Source organism: Streptomyces sp. CY-1, from assembly GCF_047218265.1.
Classification (GTDB): Bacteria; Actinomycetota; Actinomycetes; order Streptomycetales; family Streptomycetaceae; genus Streptomyces; species Streptomyces niphimycinicus.
In genome coordinates this window covers 3,519,936-3,539,742 of the sequence record NZ_CP178393.1, presented here as the reverse complement: position 1 = coordinate 3,539,742, position 19,807 = coordinate 3,519,936, and the positions used below count along the sequence as shown (strand labels likewise).

15 protein-coding genes and 1 pseudogene are annotated in these 19,807 nt (G+C 71.0%); 3 read left to right on the top strand and 13 right to left on the bottom strand.

Annotated elements, in window-relative coordinates:
* The first annotated feature begins 77 nt into the window (after positions 1–77).
* Entirely contained in the window at positions 78–1,283 is a 1,206-nt protein-coding gene (locus ACK1X7_RS15290) for an MFS transporter (protein ID WP_382946368.1), read from the top strand.
* A 1,386-nt stretch (positions 1,284–2,669) separates the two neighbouring features.
* Complete coding sequence (locus tag ACK1X7_RS15285; protein ID WP_385138510.1) at positions 2,670–3,476, top strand: alpha/beta fold hydrolase; 807 nt, start codon at positions 2,670–2,672, stop codon at positions 3,474–3,476.
* A 16-nt stretch (positions 3,477–3,492) separates the two neighbouring features.
* On the opposite strand, the gene ACK1X7_RS15280 is transcribed toward ACK1X7_RS15285, so the two are convergent.
* The gene (locus ACK1X7_RS15280; protein WP_385138507.1) at positions 3,493–5,247 is read right to left on the bottom strand and encodes an NAD+ synthase; all 1,755 of its coding nucleotides are present in this window, start codon (positions 5,245–5,247) and stop codon (positions 3,493–3,495) included.
* Between the two features lie 144 nt (positions 5,248–5,391).
* Positions 5,392–7,041, bottom strand: a complete 1,650-nt coding sequence (locus ACK1X7_RS15275) for a multicopper oxidase family protein (protein WP_413115189.1) — start codon at positions 7,039–7,041, stop codon at positions 5,392–5,394.
* Positions 7,042–7,469: 428 nt separating this feature from the next.
* On the opposite strand from ACK1X7_RS15275, the gene glnA reads away from it, so the two are divergent.
* Entirely contained in the window at positions 7,470–8,831 is a 1,362-nt protein-coding gene (gene glnA / locus ACK1X7_RS15270) for a type I glutamate--ammonia ligase (RefSeq protein WP_385138501.1), read from the top strand.
* A gap of 75 nt (positions 8,832–8,906) precedes the next feature.
* On the opposite strand, the gene ACK1X7_RS15265 is transcribed toward glnA, so the two are convergent.
* The 11 genes and pseudogenes from ACK1X7_RS15265 to ACK1X7_RS15215 all read right to left on the bottom strand — a co-directional run bounded on the left by ACK1X7_RS15265 (position 8,907) and on the right by ACK1X7_RS15215 (position 19,788).
* Entirely contained in the window at positions 8,907–10,172 is a 1,266-nt protein-coding gene (locus tag ACK1X7_RS15265) for a tyrosine-type recombinase/integrase (RefSeq protein ID WP_413115188.1), read from the bottom strand.
* 91 nt (positions 10,173–10,263) lie between these two features.
* Entirely contained in the window at positions 10,264–10,509 is a 246-nt protein-coding gene (locus ACK1X7_RS15260; RefSeq protein WP_413115187.1) for a helix-turn-helix domain-containing protein, read from the bottom strand.
* Between the two features lie 335 nt (positions 10,510–10,844).
* Positions 10,845–12,384 (bottom strand): annotated as a pseudogene (locus tag ACK1X7_RS15255) (YfjI family protein).
* A complete protein-coding gene (locus ACK1X7_RS15250; RefSeq protein WP_413115186.1) occupies positions 12,381–12,722 on the bottom strand; it encodes a hypothetical protein in 342 nt (113 codons plus the stop codon). Before ACK1X7_RS15250 ends, ACK1X7_RS15255 begins: the two are co-directional and overlap by 4 nt.
* A complete protein-coding gene (locus tag ACK1X7_RS15245; protein ID WP_413115185.1) occupies positions 12,719–13,621 on the bottom strand; it encodes a DNA primase in 903 nt (300 codons plus the stop codon). The genes ACK1X7_RS15250 and ACK1X7_RS15245 overlap by 4 nt, the downstream gene beginning before the upstream one ends.
* 88 nt (positions 13,622–13,709) lie before the next feature.
* The gene (locus ACK1X7_RS15240; RefSeq protein ID WP_413115184.1) at positions 13,710–14,393 is read right to left on the bottom strand and encodes a hypothetical protein; all 684 of its coding nucleotides are present in this window, start codon (positions 14,391–14,393) and stop codon (positions 13,710–13,712) included.
* The gene (locus tag ACK1X7_RS15235; RefSeq protein WP_413115183.1) at positions 14,390–14,878 is read right to left on the bottom strand and encodes an AAA family ATPase; all 489 of its coding nucleotides are present in this window, start codon (positions 14,876–14,878) and stop codon (positions 14,390–14,392) included. The genes ACK1X7_RS15240 and ACK1X7_RS15235 overlap by 4 nt, the downstream gene beginning before the upstream one ends.
* Positions 14,879–14,889: 11 nt before the next feature.
* Entirely contained in the window at positions 14,890–15,204 is a 315-nt protein-coding gene (locus tag ACK1X7_RS15230) for a hypothetical protein (protein ID WP_220047279.1), read from the bottom strand.
* Between the two features lie 44 nt (positions 15,205–15,248).
* The gene (locus ACK1X7_RS15225) at positions 15,249–15,440 is read right to left on the bottom strand and encodes a hypothetical protein (protein WP_220047280.1); all 192 of its coding nucleotides are present in this window, start codon (positions 15,438–15,440) and stop codon (positions 15,249–15,251) included.
* 238 nt (positions 15,441–15,678) lie between these two features.
* Positions 15,679–18,030, bottom strand: coding sequence for a hypothetical protein (locus tag ACK1X7_RS15220; protein ID WP_413115182.1), 2,352 nt, complete (start codon positions 18,028–18,030; stop codon positions 15,679–15,681).
* A 75-nt stretch (positions 18,031–18,105) separates the two neighbouring features.
* Positions 18,106–19,788 (bottom strand): hypothetical protein, encoded by a 1,683-nt coding sequence (locus ACK1X7_RS15215; RefSeq protein WP_413115181.1) that lies wholly within the window; start codon positions 19,786–19,788, stop codon positions 18,106–18,108.
* Positions 19,789–19,807: the final 19 nt, after the last annotated feature.

The window sequence follows — 19,807 nt, the reverse complement described above, 5'->3', positions numbered from 1 at the left end:
TCCGGCGTGAGAGACTTTGTTCAGCTAGAGAACATACGCATCCTGTGCACGTTTCTCCTTCGTTTGAAAGGTCTCTCATGCCCCTGGCCCTGCTCGCCCTTGCTGTGAGCGCCTTCGGCATTGGTACTACCGAGTTCGTGATGATGGGCCTGCTGCCCAATGTCGCGAACGATCTCCACACCTCGGTGCCCACGGCCGGATACCTCGTCTCCGCCTATGCCATCGGCGTCGTGGTGGGCGCTCCGCTGCTGACCGCCCTCGGTTCCCGGATCCCGCGCAAGCGGATGCTCGTGTTGCTCATGGCGCTCTTCACGGTGGGCAACCTCGCCTCCGCCCTCGCCCCCAACTTCGGGCTGCTGATCGCGGGTCGGGTGCTCGCCGGGCTGCCCCACGGCGCGTTCTTCGGCGTCGGCGCGGTGGTCGCCTCGCGGCTGGTGTCCGAGGACCGGCGGGCCCGCGCGGTCGCCACCATGTTCCTCGGGCTGACCATAGCCAATATCGTCGGCGTCCCCGTGGCCACCCTGCTCGGCCAGAACCTCGGCTGGCGCGCGACCTTCCTGGTGGTCTCCGCGATCGGCGTGGTCGCGATGGGCGCGCTCGCCCGGCTCGTCCCGCAGGTCTCCCTCGAGCAGCACGGCGGCCTGCGCCAGGAGCTCGGCGCGCTGCGCGACCGGCAGGTCATCCTGGGACTGCTCACCGCCGTCTTCGGCTTCGCCGGCGTCTTCGCCGTCTACAGCTACCTCGCCTCGATGATGACCGAGGTCACCGGCTTCGGTGAGTCGACGGTCACCCTGGTGCTGGCGCTGTTCGGCATCGGCATGACGCTGGGCGCCCTGATCGCCGGTCCGCTGACCGACCGGGCGCTGCGGCCCACGCTCTACGGCTCGCTGGCGGCGCTGGCGGTCACGCTCGTGGCCTTCGACTTCACGGTGCATGTGAAGTGGGCGGCGCTGCTGTCGGTCGTGGTGCTCGGCGCGGTCGGCTTCATGACCACCACCCCGTTGCAGATGCTGGTGATGAACAAGGCCCAGCACGCCCCGACGCTGGCCTCCGCCTCCAACCACTCCGCGTTCAACCTGGCCAACGCGGGTGGCGCGTGGCTCGGCGGCGTCGCCATCGCGGCGGGCTGGGGCTGGACGTCCCCGACGCTGGTCGGCGCGGTGCTCGCGGTGATCGGGCTGGCGATCGCGTTGATCGCGGGGCGGAGTGACCGGGCTCCGGGGGGCGGGTCGCGGGTTGTTGCGAGCAGTGAGTCGATGCCGCACTTGTCCGAGGTGGGCTGAGCTACGAGGGTCCGGCGGGTCTGTCCCCTACCCGCCCCTTCCCGAAACCGGGGCCCGGCCCCGGCCCCCGCCGGGGCTCCGCCCCAGACCCCGGCCGGGCTCTGCCCCAGACCTCGGTTCCGGGGCTCTGCCCCAGACCTCGGTTCCGGGGCTCTGCCCCAGACCTCGGTTCCGGGGCTCTGCCCCAGACCTCGGTTCCGGGGCTCTGCCCCAGACCTCGGTTCCGGGGCTCTGCCCCAGACCTCGGTTCCGGGGCTCTGCCCCAGACCTCGGTTCCGGGGCTCTGCCCCAGACCTCGGTTCCGGGGCTCTGCCCCAGACCTCGGTTCCGGGGCTCTGCCCCAGACCTCGGTTCCGGGGCTCTGCCCCAGACCTCGGTTCCGGGGCTCTGCCCCAGACCTCGGTTCCGGGGCTCTGCCCCAGACCTCGGTTCCGGGGCTCTGCCCCAGACCTCGGTTCCGGGGCTCTGCCCCAGACCTCGGTTCCGGGGCTCTGCCCCAGACCTCGGTTCCGGGGCTCTGCCCCAGACCTCGGTTCCGGGGCTCTGCCCCAGACCTCGGTTCCGGGGCTCTGCCCCAGACCTCGGTTCCGGGGCTCTGCCCCAGACCTCGGTTCCGGGGCTCTGCCCCAGACCTCGGTTCCGGGGCTCTGCCCCAGACCTCGGTTCCGGGGCTCTGCCCCAGACCTCGGTTCCGGGGCTCTGCCCCAGACCTCGGTTCCGGGGCTCTGCCCCAGACCTCGGTTCCGGGGCTCTGCCCCAGACCTCGGTTCCGGGGCTCTGCCCCAGACCTCGGTTCCGGGGCTCCGCCTCAGACCTCGGTTCCGGGGCTCCGCTCCAGTCCCTGGCCGGGGCTTCGCTCCAGACCCGGTCTGGGACTCCGCCCTGGACTCCGATCGGGGCTCGGCCCAGACCTTGGTTCCGGGGCTCTGCCCCAGACCCGGAACCGGGGCTCCGCCACAGACCTCGGCCGGGGCTCCGCCGTAACCTCCGATCGGGGCTCGGCCCGGTCCCCGGAACTGGGGCTTCGCTCCAGACTCCGGCCGGGGCTCCGCCCCAGACCCGGAACCGGGGCTTCGCTCTAGACCTTGGCCGGGGCTCGGCCCGGACCCCGGAACCGGGGCTCCGCCCCAGGCCCCGTTACCAGGGGCTCCCCGACCCGGGGCCCGGGGGAAAGCCCCTGCCACGCGGCGGAGCCAATCCAGCCCCTCCGGCGTTTGAGGAGCGGGGTCCAGGGGCGGAGCCCCGGTCGGGGGCTGGGGCGGAGTCCCAGTTGTGGGAAGGGGCGGGGAGGGGAACAGCCCGCTCCGGACCCGGTGCGCTTGACTTTGACACCGATGTGAGGCTTTAGCGTCCCCGTCATCAGCCGCAAGACGAAGGACACCACTGATGACCAGCACCTCACCCCTGGGCCCCCTGGGACCCCTGGCCCGCATCGTCCGGGGCGCCGGCCCCGGGCTGCTGCTCGCCCACGGCGGGACCGGCTCCATCGACGGAAACTACGGCCCGATCCTGGACGGCCTCGCCGAGCGCCACCGCGTGGTCGGCCCCGACTACCCCGGCTCCGGCCGCACCCCGCGCGCCAGCGGGCCGTTGGACCTGGACACCCTCGCCGACCAGTTGGTGGCGGCCGCCGTCGAGGAGGGTCTGGACACCTTCGCCATCGCCGGATACTCCCTCGGCGGCCCGGTCGCCCTGCGCGCCGCCACCCGCCATCCGGAGCGGGTCACCGCCCTGGTCCTGACCGCGACCTTCGCCCACCCCAGCGCCCGGATGCGGCTCCTGGTCGAGGACTGGCTGCGCCATCTGCGCTCGGACGACCAGGCGGCGGCGGCCCGCTGGGCGGCCCTCATCGGCGCGGGCGCGCCCTATCTGGACCGGATGACGCCCGAGCAGCTCGCCATGGTGATCGAGGGTGCCCGGGCCTCCGTACCGCCCGGCGCGATCGATCAGGTCGAACTGGTCGGCCGCATCGACGTCCGCGAGGACCTGGGCCGGATCCGGGTGCCCACCCTGGTGATCTCCACGACGCTGGACACGATGGCGACGCCGTACCATCACCGCCAGGTCGCGGACGCGATCTCCGGCGCCCGCTTCGCCGAACTGGAGTCGGGCCACCTGCCGTTCGTGGAGGCGCCCGCTGAGTGGCTGGGCCTGATCAGGACGTTCCTGGACGCCCAGTACGCCCAGGCGTAGCCAAAGAGCCCCAGGTTCAGGTGCGCTCGCGCCAGCGGTTGGTGATGGGCAGCCGCCGGTCCTTGCCGAAGCCCTTCGCGGAGATCTTCGTGCCCGGCGGGTACTGCCGGCGCTTGTACTCGGCGGTGTCCACGAGCCGCAGGATCCGGGTCACCAGGCCATCGTCGTATCCCGCCGCCACGATGTCCTTACGCCCCTGGTCACGGTCGACGTACAGCTCCAGGATCCGGTCGAGGATCTCGTAGTCGGGGAGCGAGTCGGTGTCGACCTGGCCGGGGCGCAGCTCGGCGCTCGGCGGCTTGGTGATCGAGTTCTCGGGGATGGGCGGGGTCTGACCCCGTTCTTCCGCCGCCCGGTTACGCCATTTCGCCAGGCGGAAGACGGAGGTCTTGTAGACGTCCTTGATCGGGCCGTACGCGCCGACCGAGTCCCCGTAGAGCGTGGAGTAGCCGCAGGCCAGCTCGGACTTGTTGCCCGGGGCGAGGACGATATGGCCCTCCTGGTTGGAGATCGCCATCAGCATCGTGCCGCGCAGCCGCGACTGTAGGTTCTCCTCGGCCAGCCCGGTGAGCTGGAGGGACTCCATATAGGCGTCGAACATCGGGGCGATCGAGACCGTGCGGAAGTTGAGCCCGGTGCGGCGCGCCAGCTCGGTGGCGTCGGCGACGGAGTGCTCGGAGGAGTAGCGCGAGGGCATCGCGACGCCGTACACGTTCTGCGCGCCGACCGCGTCACAGGCGAGGGCGGCCACCAGCGCGGAGTCGATCCCGCCGGAGAGCCCGATCAGCACACTGCGGAAGCCGTTCTTCGCCGCATAGGCCCGCAGCCCCACGACCAGCGCCGTGTAGACCTCCTCGTCGTCGCCGAGCCGCTCGGCCTCGCCGCCCGCGAGCTCCGGCTCGTAACCAGGCAGCGGGTCGGCGGAGAGGGTGACATGGTCGATGCGCAGCCCGTCGTCCACGATCCCCTCGGGGACGGAGTCCGGGTCGGCGGCGGGCAGCTCGAGGTCGAGCAGTACACAGCCCTCGGCGAACTGCGGGGCGCGCGCGATGACTTCGCCGTCCCGGTCCACGACGATCGAGTCGCCGTCGAAGACCAGCTCGTCCTGGCCGCCGATCATCGCCAGATACGCGGTGGTGCAGCCCGCCTCCTGGGCCCGCTTGCGCACCAGGTCCAGCCGGGTGTCGTCCTTCTCCCGCTCGTACGGCGAGGCGTTGATCGACAGCAGCAGCCCGGCCCCGGCCGAGCAGCTCGCCGGCACCCGGCCGCCGTCCTGCCACAGGTCCTCGCAGATGGCGAGCGCGACGTCGATGCCGTGGACGCGCACCATGGGCAGGGTGTCGCCGGGCACGAAGTAGCGGAACTCGTCGAAGACGCCGTAGTTCGGCAGATGGTGCTTGGCGAAGGTCAGCGCGACCGTGCCCCGGTGCAGCACCGCGCCCGCGTTCTGCGGGGAGCCGGCCGGCTGGCCGTAGCGCCGGGCGCGCTCGCTGCGGTCGAGGTAGCCGACGACCACCGGCAGCTCGCCCAGCCCCTCGGCGTTCAGCCGCTCGGCGAGCGAGTGCAGGGCCGCACGCGACGCCTCGACGAAGGACGAGCGCAGCGCCAGGTCCTCGACGGGGTAGCCGGTCAGCACCATCTCGGGGAACGCCACCAGATGGGCGCCCTGCTCGGCGGAGTGCCGGGTCCAGTGGAGTATCGACTCGGTGTTGCCGTCGAGGTCTCCGACGGTCGAGTCGATCTGGTTCAGAGCGAGGCGAAGTTGAGGCACGCGCCCAGTGTAATCGTCTGTCTGACGCGATAGCCGGGGGTGTCTGCCTTCTCACGCCGGACGGCGGCGCCGGGGCGGAACCCGCCCGGCCCCTTCGCCTCCGGGGGCCGGGGGCCGGGGACCGGGCCTCCCCGGGCGCCGCGGCTACTTCTGGTAGCCGAGGATGGTCATCATCCCGGACTCCGAGTGGTAGACGTTGTGGCAGTGGACCATCCACAGCCCCGGATTGTCCGCGTCGAGGTCCACGTTCACCTTGTGGTGCGGCCGCAGGATCGTGGTGTCCTTGCGGGGGCCGCCGTCCGGCAGTCCGAAGGTGTGGCCGTGCAGATGCATCGGATGCCACATGTCGGTGCCGTTGATGAAGGTGATCCGCACCCGCTCACCGGCCCGCACCGGATAGCGCTGGGCGGGGTCGTACGGCCGGCCGTTGATCGCCCAGTCCCAGCGCCGCATCGAGCCCGTGAGCCGCATCCGGATGATCCGGTCGGGCTCCTTGGGCGTCAGGCGTACGTCCTCCGCCGCCTTCAGCCGGTCCGCGGTGAGCAGCTCGCCGTCCAGCTCCTTGGGACGCGGGAACTTCACGGGGCTCTTGCCGCGGGTGCGCAGCACCGCCATCGCGGAGCGCCCCTTGCCCTCGGCCAGGACGGCGAGCGGGAAGACCCCGTCCTTGACGGTCACCAGCACGTCGTAGCGCTCGCCCATGCCCAGCAGCAGCGCGTCCGTCTTGGCCGGTACGACGGGGTAGCCGTCGGTGTGGGTGACGGTCATCCGGTGGCCGCCGAGGGCGACGCGGAAGGCGGTGTCGCCGCCCGCGTTGATGAGGCGGATGCGGATCCGGTCGCCGCGCTTGGCGCGGAAGACCTGCGGGGACTCCGGGCTGCGCCCGTTGACCAGGTAGTAGGGGTAGGTGACATCGCCCGCGTGGCCGCCCAGCAGCTCGCTCTCCATAGGTGCGGCGGGCGCGGCCTTCTTCGGCGCCGCGGGCCGGGCCGCGCCGCGCTTCGCGGCGCCCTTGGCAGCTCGTTTGCTCTTGTTCCCCATGGAACCGTCCCCCATGGAGCCGTCCCCCATGGAGTGGCCGCCCTTGCCGCCGCCCAGCCGTTCGAGCTCCGCGTCCGGGGTGCGGCCGCCCACCCCGTCGAGCCAGTCGTCGAGGACGACGACCCACTCCTTGTCGTACTTCAGCGGCTCCTTCGGATCCTCCACGATCAGCGGTGCGTACAGCCCCCGGTCCAGTTGGACGCCCGAGTGCGGATGGACCCAGTAGGTGCCCGGGTAGTACGCGGTGAAGCGGTAGTCGAAGGCGGCGCCGGTCTTGACCGGCCGCTGGGTCACCCCCGGGACGCCGTCCATGTCGTTGCGCAGCCGGATGCCGTGCCAGTGCAGCGTGGTGGGCTGCGGCAGGTTGTTGGCGAGGGTGAGGGCGATCGTGTCGCCCGCGGTCACCCGGATCTCCTGGCCCGGCACCTGGTCCTCGTACGCCCAGGACGCCACCTTGCGGGCGCCGATGTCCAGGGTGGTGGCGGTGGCGGTGAGCCGGAACGTCCGCACCGGGCCGGGGCCCCGCCGCTGCTCGGTAGCGGCGACCTCCGGGCCGTGCGGGGAGACATACTCCGGCGGGTCGTCCTCCGCGGGCGCGCCGGCCCGGGCGGGGGCGCCCATCGTGTTGCTTTCCATACCGTTGTGGCCCGCGGCCCGGGGGTGGGGGCCGGGGGAGCCACAGGCCGTGAGCAGACCGCTGCCCGCGGCGGCGATGCCCGTGCCGAGCACGGCACGGCGAGTCTTTTCGTGCATGAGTCGGTACCCCAATGCTGATGTGTGCCGGATGCGTGAGGGGCGGCGCGTCCGCCGCCCCGCCGGAAGGGCGGGCGGCCGACGCGCCGCTCTATGCGACGCGGCATCAGCGGTCGGCTGTGGGGTGAGGGGCTCTGGTGCACTGCCGCCTCCATCTGACCGTTCAGATCATCTGACTGTTTGATCATCGTGATAGTCGGCACCCTACCCCCAAGGGGTATGGAGCTCCCGCAGGCGCCACGGTGCGCGCGGAACGCCCGGGGCCGGGACCGGCCGGGTGAAAGTACGATGCACACATCGAGGTGAGCTGAGGGGAGACCGGGAGAGCCCGGACGAAACCTCCGTGAAATCCCACCGCGTGATACTGGGCTGCGGAAGGTGCCCCGCGCCCGCGAAAAGAGCCGTTTGACCTGCAAGGATAGGGGACCATGGATAAGCAGCAGGAGTTCGTGCTCCGCACGCTCGAAGAGCGCGACATCCGGTTCGTGCGGCTCTGGTTCACCGATGTGCTCGGCTTCCTGAAGTCCGTGGCCGTCGCGCCGGCCGAACTCGAGGGAGCCTTCGACGAAGGCATCGGCTTCGACGGCTCCGCGATCGAGGGCTTCGCCCGGGTCTACGAATCCGACATGATCGCCAAGCCGGACCCCGGGACGTTCCAGATCCTGCCCTGGCGCGCCGAGGCCCCCGGGACCGCCCGGATGTTCTGCGACATCCTGATGCCGGACGGCTCACCGTCCTTCGCCGATCCCCGCTTCGTCCTCAAGCGCATCCTCGCCAAGACCTCCGACCTCGGCTTCACCTTCTACACCCACCCCGAGATCGAGTTCTTCCTGCTCAACCAGAAGCCGGTGGACGGCAGCCGCCCGGTGCCCGCCGACTCCTCCGGCTACTTCGACCACACCCCGCAGAACATCGGCATGGACTTCCGCCGCCAGGCGATCACCATGCTCGAATCGATGGGCATCTCGGTCGAGTTCTCCCATCACGAGGGCGCCCCCGGCCAGCAGGAGATCGATCTGCGCTACGCCGACGCGCTCTCCACCGCCGACAACATCATGACCTTCCGCCTGGTCATGAAGCAGGTCGCGCTGGAGCAGGGCGTACAGGCCACGTTCATGCCCAAGCCGTTCTCCGAATTCCCCGGCTCGGGCATGCACACCCACCTCTCCCTCTTCGAGGGCGACCGCAACGCCTTCTACGAGTCCGGCTCCGAGTTCCAGCTCTCCAAGGTGGGCCGCTCCTTCATCGCGGGGCTGCTCCGCCACGCCGGGGAGATCTCCGCCGTGACCAACCAGTGGGTCAACTCCTACAAGCGCATCTGGGGCGGCTCCAAGCGCACCGCCGGCGCGGGCGGCGAGGCCCCCTCCTATATCTGCTGGGGCCACAACAACCGCTCCGCCCTCGTCCGCGTCCCCCTCTACAAGCCCGGCAAGACCGGCTCCACCCGCATCGAGGTCCGCTCCCTGGACACCGGCGCCAACCCCTACCTGGCCTACGCGGTACTCCTCGCGGCCGGGCTCAAGGGCATCGAGGGCGGCTATGAACTCCCGGCCGGCGCCGACGACGACGTCTGGGCCCTCTCCGACGCCGAGCGCCGCTCCCTCGGCATCGAACCGCTGCCGCAGAACCTGGGCGAGGCCATCGATCTGATGGAGCGCAGCGAACTGGTCGCGGAGACGCTCGGGGAGCATGTCTTCGACTTCTTCCTCCGCAACAAGAAGCAGGAGTGGGAGGAGTACCGCTCCGAGGTCACCCCGTTCGAGCTGCGGAAGAACCTGCCGGTGCTGTAAGCGCAGGTCAGCGAGTATGTACCGCTAGACCGATGGTCCGGGCCAGCGTCGTCGCGACGCTGGCCCGGAGTCGTCTCATTCCTCCTGGGCCGTCTGTGGGCCGTCCGGCGCGGATTCGGCCCCCTCGTACAGCCGGTCCACGGCTTTCCGGGTACGCCCCTCACTGCTGGGCATCAGGTGCGTGTACGTCCGGAGAGTGAAGCCGGGATCAGTATGGCCGAGGTAGCCGCTCAGAGCCTTGATGTTCTCCCCGGCGTCCAGCAGGACCGAGGCGTAGAAGTGACGGAGCGCGTGCATGCCGTGCTCGCGGGCCGCCTCGTGCCGCTCACCCTTCTCGGGCTCGGGTATCACCCCGGCCGCGACGAGTGCGGGCTTCCACACCCGGGTGTTGAAGTCGGTCCGGCGGACCGCGCCGCCCCCTGAGAGGGAGAACAGCAGGCTCTTGGTTATGAGCGGGCCGTCCGGCCGCAGCCAGGGCAGCGTCACCTTCACGGGCGGGAAGTGCTTCCGGTGCTCCTTGAGCACGCGACCTACGCGCTCCGGCAGCGGCACGTCCCGTTCCTTGCCGCGTTTCGGCGGCGCGAAGACCAGGTGCCCGTTGACCACCTTCACCTGATAGGCGACGTGGAGCCATCCGGCTTCGCAGTCCACCTCATCATCCGGCAGGCCGAAGATTTCGCCCTGCCTGAGACCACAACCGCCCCCGATGTCGACCATTGCCTGATAGCGCTCGGGGAGCGCGGCCCGGACAGCGAAGACGCGTTCGGCGGGCCACGGACGTACGCGAGGGGCCCCGCGCTCAGGCGCACGAACTGAGCGAGCCTTGCACGGATTCTTGAGCAGCAGACTGTCGTCCACGGCAGCGTTCAGGACAGACGAGACGTTCGCGAAGATCACCCGGCGGTATGACGATGCCGGCACTGCTCGCTCCAACTCGGCCAGCCACTCTCGGATGTGTCCGGGTTGAAACGAGTCCAGTGGGCGTGAGCCTATGTACGGGAATGCGTGAAGCCTGAGCTGTACGCCCACCGGGACCCGCGTGTTTGGGTCTGTGGTCTGCGCGGCGAGCCACTTCTCACCGTACTCGCGGAAGGTGATCCGTCCGGCGCGTGGGTCGATGTACTGCCCGCGCGACATGTCGGCTTCGGTATGGGCCAGCCACTGGTCGGCGAGTCGCTTCTGTTTGTCGGGGAATGATTTGCTCTTCTCGGTTCCGTCCGGGCCGATGTACCGGGCCCGGTAGCGCATGCCGGTGCCGTAGCGGTCGGTCTTGACGCGGCGCCTTTTTCCGTCGGCGCCGATCTCGTTCTTGTACCAGCGGTCTTGGATGTGACCTGCCATTGAGGCTGTGGTCCCTTCGTGCATGCATGAGAGCGGGGCGGGACCATGTGGTCCCGCCCCGCTGTGTCGGGTGCTGGTTTGGTGGATGTTGTCAGGCGGCTGCGGTGTCGGCCTTGCGGCCCTTGACGTACTGCTGGACGTCGGAGGGGTCGTAGCGCAGGTACTTGCCGATACGGAAGCCGGGCGGGCCGACGCGCTTCTTACGCCACTGGTAGACGGTCTCCAGGGGGACCTCGAAGAGTTCGGCGATGTCGTCGGGGGTGAGGTAGCGGTCCGGGAGTCCGGCCCGAAGGGTGGTGCGGGGGTCGGGGGTCTGGACGGCTGTGGTTGGGCTCACCTGGCTCTCCTGGTGGGTGTGGGGATGGGCGGAGTAGGGCGGCGGGCTGTCCTTGGTCGGGGCCGCTGCCCTGGGTTTCGGTGACAGAACTGACAGAACCCGGGTGGTAGCGTTCTGACCTGCTGTTTTGGGCTCAGAGTCGGCTGTGACAGAACTCGCGAAAACTCTGACAGAACCTCCTGGCAGGGGGTTCTGTCACAGACGGCCCTTCCGGGTCGGTTGGGTTCTGTCAGAGTTTCCGGAGGTTTTGTCACGGGCGCCGATCCGGGTGTTTCTGCAGGTCAGGGGGTTCTGGGTGGGGTTCTGTCAGTTCTGTCGGTGGGTTGGGGGTTGTGTCAGCTTCGGGTGAGGCGGGGGTGGGTGTCGTAGCGGGGGGGAGGGGGGCCGGCCGCCGCGTCCGGAGCGTGGGGGCTGGGGCTGCTGGCGGATCCAGCCGTGTTCCTCCAGCAGGGCCAGGGCAGGGTCGAGGTCGGCGATGGCGGGGAAGTCGCCCCGGGGCAGGCCGCGGAAGAGGTCGCGTTTGGTGAAGCCGGTGAGGCGGGCGTCGGTGAGGTGGGTGAGAACCTGGTGGGCTGCTTCCTGGGCGGGGTCGGCGCCCATGGCGTCGAAGACGTGCTGCGCGTGGACGGTGAAGTAGTCCCCGAGGCGGGTGGCGGCGGCTAGCGTCGCGGCCTCGATGGGCCGGGTCCATCCGTGGTCGGGGTGGGTGGCCAGGTGGAGCAGCCCGGCGATGCGGGCCACGGCTCCGTCCCGCTTGCTGGCCCACTTCACGATCCCGGCCAGGGAACCGCCCTTGCCGATCCGGGATTCGGTGACCTTCTGGTAGGCGAGCATCACCTGGTCGGCCTCGGGGGTGAGGGTGAGGACGGCGGGGTCGGTCCATCCGGCCATGGCCAGCGCCAGGCCGCCGAGCCGCTGGGCGTAGGTATCGGCGACGTGGTCGGGGATGAGGTCGGGGGTGAGGTTGCGGCGGCCGACGAGGGATTCGGGCTGGGCGTACAGGAAGCGGGCGAGGAGCCCGCGGCCGTCGGCGCCCTTGATCTGGCCGATGGACTCCAGGACTTCGGGCTGGACGGCCAGGCCCATGGTGACGGCGGGGTGTTCGATGTGCTGGGCGTCTCGGCCCTGCCGGTTGACCCGCACCATGTCCCCGGCATGGCCCTTGAGGAAGACCTCCATGTTGGGGGTACCGCTGTAGCGCCCGGCGATGATGTCGAAGATGCCGCCCTCCGGGGAGAGGACCGAGATGCGGCCCTCCTGCTCAGCCAGGAGAGTGGCCAGGTTCTCCGGGGTCACGTCGTCGGCGACGAGCTGCGGCTTGCAGGGGACCTTGATGTCCTCGGCGGCCTGGGCAAGTTCGACGGCCTCGGCGGTGAGCTGGTCGCGCAGGCCGGGCTCGGCGTTCGCGGCTTTGGCGGCTGCCTTGTCGGCGGCGGCCTTGGCCAGGCGCGCGGTGGTCTCGGCCTCGGCGCGGGCCGGGCCGGAGAGTTCCACGAGCGTCTTCTCGGCTGCCATGAGGGGCTCGGTCATCAGGGCGAAGACGGCGGACTTGCGGTTGCCGGGGTCGAGGGCGACGGCGGTGTAGAGGTTGACCGGCTCGCGCCAGCGTCCCCGCACGCAGACCGTGGCCCGGCCGCCGGCCGCTGTGGCGATGACGGACAGAGCCAGGCATCCAGCCAGGTCGGCGGGGGTCTGGGTCTCCTCGGCGACGGCGTTGACCATGTCGGCCAGCCAGCCGGGCAGGGCGTCCACGGGGAACGTCGGAAGCGCACGGTGCGGGGCCAGGGGGACCGGTTCGTCCCACACGGGCCCGGTGACGGCCTCGGCCGCCAGTGGGTCGAAGCCCGCCCACAGATCGGTCTCGGGGGTGGTCATGCGGCGTTCTTCTCTTCCTGGGAGCTGCGGAGCGGGCAGACGGTCTTGTGGGCTTCGTGGTCGGCGATCAGGGCGAGCACCCGGCGGCGGCCGACCGCGCTGCGGTCGCGTCCGCACGCGCATGTCGAGGTGCCGGTGGGCGTGGCCTGCCAGTCCGGTGGTGCGGTGATGTGGAGCCACGCGATGGGGTACCGCCCGTCTCCCCGCTGTCCGTCAGAGCCAGGGACAGAAGGGACGCCCTGACGGGCGGCGCCTGCCGGGGCGCCTACGGCCGTCTTGGGCGGGGCCTGTACGGCGTCCTGGGGCCGGATTCCGGTGGTGTGGGGGCGGGAGGTCACTCGGCTGCCCCCATGCCGTTGAGGCCGTTGGTGACGGCTCGTTCCGCGTACGCCTCGGGGACGCCGACGGAGACGGCGGCAGCGATGATCTGCCGCCCGATGGCGTCCAGCCCGCACGGTCCGGGGCACGTGGCGTGCTGGGCTGCCAGGAATCGGGCCACCCCGAATGCCTGCGATCCGGCGCCCGATTCGGTGTGGGAGCGCACCATGGCCAGACCGCGCTGCAGCCCGGTGCGGATGTACCGCTCGGTGTGCCTGCACCCGGTGGCCACGGTCCGGTCCCACTCGGCGCGGCCGGGGGACGAAGAGACCACGGCCCCGCGGGCGGGGGTGGTCTCTTCCCTGCCCAAGAGCGCGCGGACGGCGGACGGCAGGTCGGCCAGGGGGCCGGTGCCGGGGCCGAGCCAGCGGGCGTAGGACATGCGCGACTTGATGTCCACACCGGGCCGGACCTGGTTGGCCGAGGGCATCACTCCCTGGTAGATCCAGTGCTCGCCGCGCGTGGTCGGCACGGTTCTGGTCGCGGGGAGGGTCTGGCGCGCCCATGCGACGGCGGCGGCGTTGTCCAGGTCCACGACGGTGAGCCCGGCGCCCCCCGGGTGGTACGCGACGGCTACGGCATGGCGCCATGCGAGGGCCCATGCGGGGGAGGCGAGCACGGCGGGGTCGATGGTAGCGGCGGCCCAGGCGTGGCAGACGGCGGGGCACTGGCAGGGGCCCGGGGTCTTCATGTTGGGCCTGCCGCCGCAGGCGAGGCCCGCACAGGTGCGGCAGTTCCCGAAGGGGACCTTGCCCTTGCGCAGGGGCAGTGTCGGCATGCCGACCTTGGCCAGCTCGAGCGCGGTCTGCAGGTGGGTGCGGGCGGGGCGGTCTCGCCGGGGAGGAGTGGGTTGGTGCATGCTGGGGGTCTCCTGTTCCGTTGTGGATGGGCAGGGGAAGCCGGGGCGGCGGGCTGTCCTTGGTCGGAGGCCGCCGCCCCGGGCCTAGCTATCGAGCCGACTGCTGACGGGCGTGCTGGGCCCGGGGCTCCAGCAGCGCGAAGCGCAACGCGGATTCGGCGAGCTGGCCATAGGCGTACGCGGCGTCCGGGACTCCGGTCGCGGTGTCGATGGCCTCGTGTAGTTCCCCGGCTTCGTGGTCGGAGAGCTGGGGCTGTTCGTCCAGGTACTCGGCGAACAGGCCCGCTTCCTCGCAGATGGCCCACCGGGCATGGGCGTGGACGAGCTTGTTGTAACCGTTCCAGCGCTCCAGGCCCGGCATCAGCGGCGGGAGCGGGGACAGCTCACCGGGGATGACGTAGAACCCTTCCCGGCTCCGGCCGAGCTGGACGGCATCGGGCTGCTGGCCCTCCAGGACACGCAGGATGGCCCACGCGGTGCCGTAGGCGTAGCCCTCGGCGGCCTGGGAGTAGAGCTTGCGCAGCTTGTGCGCCTGGTCCATGAGGACATCGCCGATGGTGAACAGGGCGGCGTCGTGCGGGCGGAACGGCACTCCGCCCGGGGCCCGGCCGTCGAGGCGGACCTCACCGTCCACCGGCCGAAGCCGGTCGAGGTCGTAGGCGTCGCGGGCGAGTTCGGCGGTGCGGGCGGCGCGCTGGGCTTCGCGGGCGGCGGCGCCGAGGGCGTACACGCTGTCGGTGAGGGTTTCGAACCAGGGCATGGGGCTGGTCATGGTGTAGTGCTCCCTTTGCAGGTCGGGTGGATGGTTCGGATGGTGGTGAATCCCTCGGCGGCCAACTGCTCGGCCGAAGGGGTCATCTGGTGCAGCTTGCGCACCACGTCCTGCGGGACTTGGCGGGTGCGGGCGGTGTTGCGTTTCTGGCAGATGTCCAGCGGCAGCTGGAAGAGGACGGCCACGGTGGGGCGCTGGTAGTAGCGGGCGCGGGCGAGGAGTCCGGCGCGGACGTGGGGCAGGACGTTGGTGCTGTCCACGACGGTGGTGAGGCCGCGGGCGAGCCGGGCCTCCAGCAGGAGGTTTTGGATCTGGGCTGCTGTGGGGGTGGCGGACTGGTCGGCGGCGTCGTCGGTCGCCATCTGGCGGAAGTCGTCCAGGCACAGGCGGCCGGTCGGGAAGTGACGGCGGGCGTAGGTGGACTTGCCCGCGCCGGGTGAGCCGACCAGGACGATGAGGCTTCCCGGGGTGTATGAGGCTTCCATGCGGGGCTTCCTCACTTGTTCTTGGACTGGAAGAGCTTCAGGGAGAGGCCGAGGCCGATGGGGCCGGTGGTGGAGCCGATGAAGGCGGCGGTGCGCGCGGCGTAGTCGAAGACCGCGACGGCGGCGGCGACCAGGCCGAGGACGCCGGCGGCTCCGGCGAGCCCGATGGCCAGCGGTATGGCCCACTTCCGTATGGAGCGGGTCGGGGCCGGGGCGGGGGTCTGGATGATGACGACGGGGCGGCTGTCTAACTGCCGGTACAGGTCGGCAGGGAGGTGTGGGGCGATGGTGCCGGGGATGGTGTGGCGGGGGTCGGGTTGCTGCATAGCTGCCTCCGGGGCCGGTTGGTGGGCGGGCGGTCGGGCGTGTGTCAGCCGATGCGGCCGAGGGAGTCCGCGAGGGACTGCAGGGCGTCGTTGATCGCGGGGGCGGCGCCGGTGGAGGCGAGGCAGAAGCCGAAGAGGGCGGCGACGGTGGCACCGCCGACGCCGAGGTTGCGGTTGCGGAGCATGAGACCCAGAACGGCTCCGAGGAGGAGCACGGTGGACAGGGAGACGATCACGGCAGGTCCTTACTGAACGTGACGAGTGAGGGTGTGCGGGTGTGGGGGTCCCACGGGATGTGGGGGAGGGAGTTGATGCCGCCTGAAACCGTCTGAGGGGCGGATTTGTGGGGGCCTGTGTGGGACTCCCACAGCCCCCACATACAGGTCACAGGCCCCCACAGGGTGTGGGACCCCCACAGGGCCTGTGGGGGTCGTTGTGGGGGGTGTGGGGGGCTGCGTGTGGGAGGGGTGCCGGTTACCGTGCGTCGCGGTAGCGGTGGATGGCTTCGGCGAGAGTCTCGGCGAGGTAGCCGGTGCGCGGCTCGCTCTTGCCCACCCGGACGGTGCCTTTGCCGGGGCGTTCGACGCCGACCGCGCGCAGGATGCGGCCCAGTTCGGTGCCCAGCTCGGTGGCACCGAGGCCGAGCTGCTCGGCGAGGTCGGCGGTGTGCATGCGCCCGCCCGCGGCCGTCACCGCTTCGTACGCGCGCTGCAGAAGGGGCGGTACGCGGTCGGGCCCGTCGCCGTCCTCGGGGGCGTCGTTGGTCTCCTGGGGCTCGGTGCGGCTGTAGGAGAGGTTGAGGCCGCGGGGCCGCTGGTGGTCGGTGCGGCGGGTGTGGTCGGGTTCCTCGGTGGTGCCGTAGGTCTGATCGATCTCGGCGAGGAACCGGGCAGCGAGTTCATCCGGGTCTTCCTCGGCCCGGCGTTGGTAGGACAGGTTCAGTGACCTGTGCCGATGCCCGCTGTCGTTACCACTTGCGGACGGTTCGGGTTTGTCCAGGACAGCGGTCGCTGTGACGGCCGTATCGGGGGCTTGGTCGTCGTCGGGGGTGTCGCCGTTCCTGGCGGCCTCGGCCGCTGTGGCCAGCCAGCCCGCTCGCTGCGGGCTCCACCGCTCACGGTAGTCCGCGCCCGCGGCCTCCACCGAGACCTGGTCCAGGGTGGGGCGGCGGTCGTTGGTGGCGAGCACGACGCGGCGGACCATGGAGGGCAGGGATTTCCAGCCCTTGAACTCGGTGGGGGCGAAGCCGTTGGCGCCGCTGTCGCCAATGATGCCGGCGCCCTTCTCGTTGAGCTGGGTGCTGTCGATGCGTGCCTTGGGGAAGAGCTTGCCGACGTTGTGGCCGGAGTTCTCGCCGGAGGTCAGCGCGAGGGACAGCGGGGAGAACCGCTTGACCACGGTGTCGCCGATGGTGTTGAGGTTGCCGTCCACGGCGGTGAGGACCTTGCGGATACCCATGGCGCGGGTGGTGCGCATGACTTCCTTGATGAGTTCGGCCAGCTCCCGCTTCTCCGGCTCGCGCCGGTTGTTGGCGTGCGCCAGGGCCTCGGCACCCTCGTCGATGACAATCTCGATCTGCGGCAGCTCCGGGGAGATGGGCAGCAGGGTCGTGTCCTGCTGTCGCATCAGCTTCTGGTAGCGGAGCTGGCGCGCCTTGTTGATGCGCAGCGCGGCTTTGAGCATCCGGATCGCTTCCTTCGGGGTGGCCGCGAGCCAGTCCACTCCGGGGCGGGTGCCGGCCGGGGCGGGGTGGTCGGGGTCGTCGGGCTCGATGAGGCCCTGTGCTTCCAGCCAGGGGGTGACCCAGGGGATGCCGATGGCGCCCTGTTTGAGGTCGATGACCCAGACCAGGACGTCGGTGCAGCGGGCGAATCCGGCGAGGATGACGTCCATGAACGTGGACTTGCCCGAGCCGGGCGGGCCGAGCAGCAGCGCGCACGCCTCCCTCAGGAAGACGCGGATTTCCTCGCCGTTGGGCCGCAGGCACCAGGGAATTCCGGTGAGGATCGACAGGGGGCTGTAGTCCTCGGGGTAGAGCCTCTCCTCCCGCATGATGTTCTTGGTCATCACGTCCAGAACGACCAGGCCCTGAGCGGCGCCCTCCTCGACATGGACGGTGCAGCCGAGCGGAAGGCGGGCGTCGGCGGCCAGAGCGCGGGAGCGGGAGCTGACGCGGTCCCAGGTCACCCCGCCGCCGGGCAGCTCGGCCTCGACCGAGAGTCCGGCGCCGGTCTCCCAGAACTCCACCGCGATGACCTTGACGTCCACCCCGCAGACCCGGCGGATGCGGTCCTGCCACTCGGCGGCGATCGCGCGTCGGCGGCCGTCCATCTCAGCGGCGGCGGCCCGCGCCTCGGCGGTGAACCGCTCCTCTTCGGCCACTTCTTCCCAGGCGGCGGTGTGGGCGGCGGCGGACCCGATGCCCACACCGAGGGCGGCCAGCGATCCGGCCGCTGCCCACGACAGCGGCCCATGGGCCATCGCCCAGGCGGTCCAGCCCCCGGCCACCAGCCAGGACGCGGCACGGGCGACGGCGGTGCGCACGGTGAGTTTGCGGCGGATGCTGTGGCCGATGCCGTGACCCGCGGCTCCGGCAGCGCCGATCAGCAGCGGCCAGCCCTCGGGCATCCCGGTCGCGGTGCCCAGCAGTGCGACCGCCGCCGCGCCAGTCGTCGCCGACAGGGCCCCGGTGATGGGGCCGTGGCTGCGGGCCCAGTCCAGCGGGGGCAGCGTGCTGCTCGCGCCCGGGGCCTTGGTCTTCTTGGTGCTGTTGAGGTTGAGTTCCTTGGGGCTGCGGCGTTCTCGGCTCATCGCTTCCTGCGTCATGTCCGGCTCCAGGCGGGAAAGAGGCCGGGCCCGCACACCAGCGGCGTGCGGGCCCGTGCGGGGATGGTGGCGGGGCTACTGGTTGTTGGTGGTGTCCCAGCCCTCCTCGGCGTTGTTGCGGGGGTCCTCGTGGCGCCGGATGTCCTGCTCGTGGACGACGCGGAAGGTCTTGAACGCCTCCTCGGCCTCATCGATGGCCAGCTGCAGCGCCTGGTAGATCGCGTCCAGTGAGGTGCCGACTTCCGGCTCCAGCGGGAACTCCTCGTCCGACTTCCGGGCGAGGATCGCGAAGGTGTTCGCCACGCTCGCCAGCGCTTCGGGGAAGCCCTTGATGGTGTCGTGGACGTGCATCATCCCGGCGGGGTCGTAGCTCTTCGCCGCGGCCTCCATCTCGGATGCCGACTCGTTGAACAGGAAGCCGGGCCCGGCGGGGGTGGACATGGTCGTGGAACCTCCTGTGCTGGTGCCTGCATAAGCGTGGTGACTGCGGGGAGCGCGGCGGACCGTGGACGCGATCGGCTCGCCCTCGTCAGCGGCTTCGAGCGTGGCCTTGTACTCGTCGCGGATGTAGGCGTCGCGGTTCTCCCGGGCCCGCCTCGCGGCTGCGGCCAACCGGGCGTACACGCGCTGGCCCGGCCACATCAACCAGCGCCAGCCGAACCGGACCCCGATCGGATGGGTGATCATCCCGATGGCGAAGAACGGCACGCTGATGGCCGCCGCCGCCATCGTGCGCCCGTAGTAGCGCAGCGCGGAGACCGTCAGCCGCCGCCACAGCCGCCACCGGGCCTGCGCCCGTTTCCGCTGCTCCCGCATTCCGGCCAGCTGTCGCGCGGTGCGCTCATCCTTAGCTGCACGCACGCGAGAGCGCAGCCGTCGCATCGCCTGCCGTACCCGCTCCCGAGCGGTACCGCCCCAAGCCCTGATGTCCCCGCCCCTGGCGCGTTGGCCACGGCCGCCAGCCGTCATCGACTTCGGGGACTTGGACAAGTCCAACCGCTTGCCGCCCGACCCCATCCGGCCGCTGGAGCCTTTGCCTTGGGCGGCCCGCTGCTCGGCTTTCCGGGCGGCCTTGGCTGCACGCCGGGCATCACTCAGGTTCCGCCGGTCGGCGGTGTCCTGACGGCGCCGCTCGGCGCGTGTGGGGGCAGCCGCTTGACGCTCCGCGCGGGCCGCCTTGACCGTGCTCAGAGTGCCCCTGACGCCTTTGCTCTTGGGGCTGCGGTCGGCCTCGGCCGCCCGGAGCTTGGCCGCCTGACCTGCGGCGCGCAGCGACCGGGCCCCACTTCGGCCCGCGCTTCCCGGAGCCGTACGGGCGGCGCTGCCTCGGCCCTGGCCTCCGGCTCGGCGAGTACCGGCGTGGCCCGTGCTGGAGCCATGACGGGTGCTGCTCGCTCTGAAGCCGGTACGACCGGCGCGAGGGCCGCCGGGGTGTCTACCGGCCCGGTTGGCGTCCTGCTTGGCCGTTGACCGTCGGCGCAGTGCTGCGGCACCGGCCGCGGTCGCCGCGATGCCGGCGGCGGCCAGGCCCGTGACCGGGGCTCCGGCGGTCAGGACGGAAGCGGATACGGCGGCAACGGTGCTGTTGGCGCCGATGACCGTCAGCGGAACAGCAGGAAGACCGCCCGGCGTATGCGCCAGCCCACTACCCGGAACGTCCGGCTCGGCCGCCGGGACGTGGTCGGGTGGGGGAGTGACGTCGGGGATCTCTTCGGCATCGATCGCGGTCTCGTCGGCGGTCAGGATGGTGTCGGACACTGGTCACACTCCTTTCCAG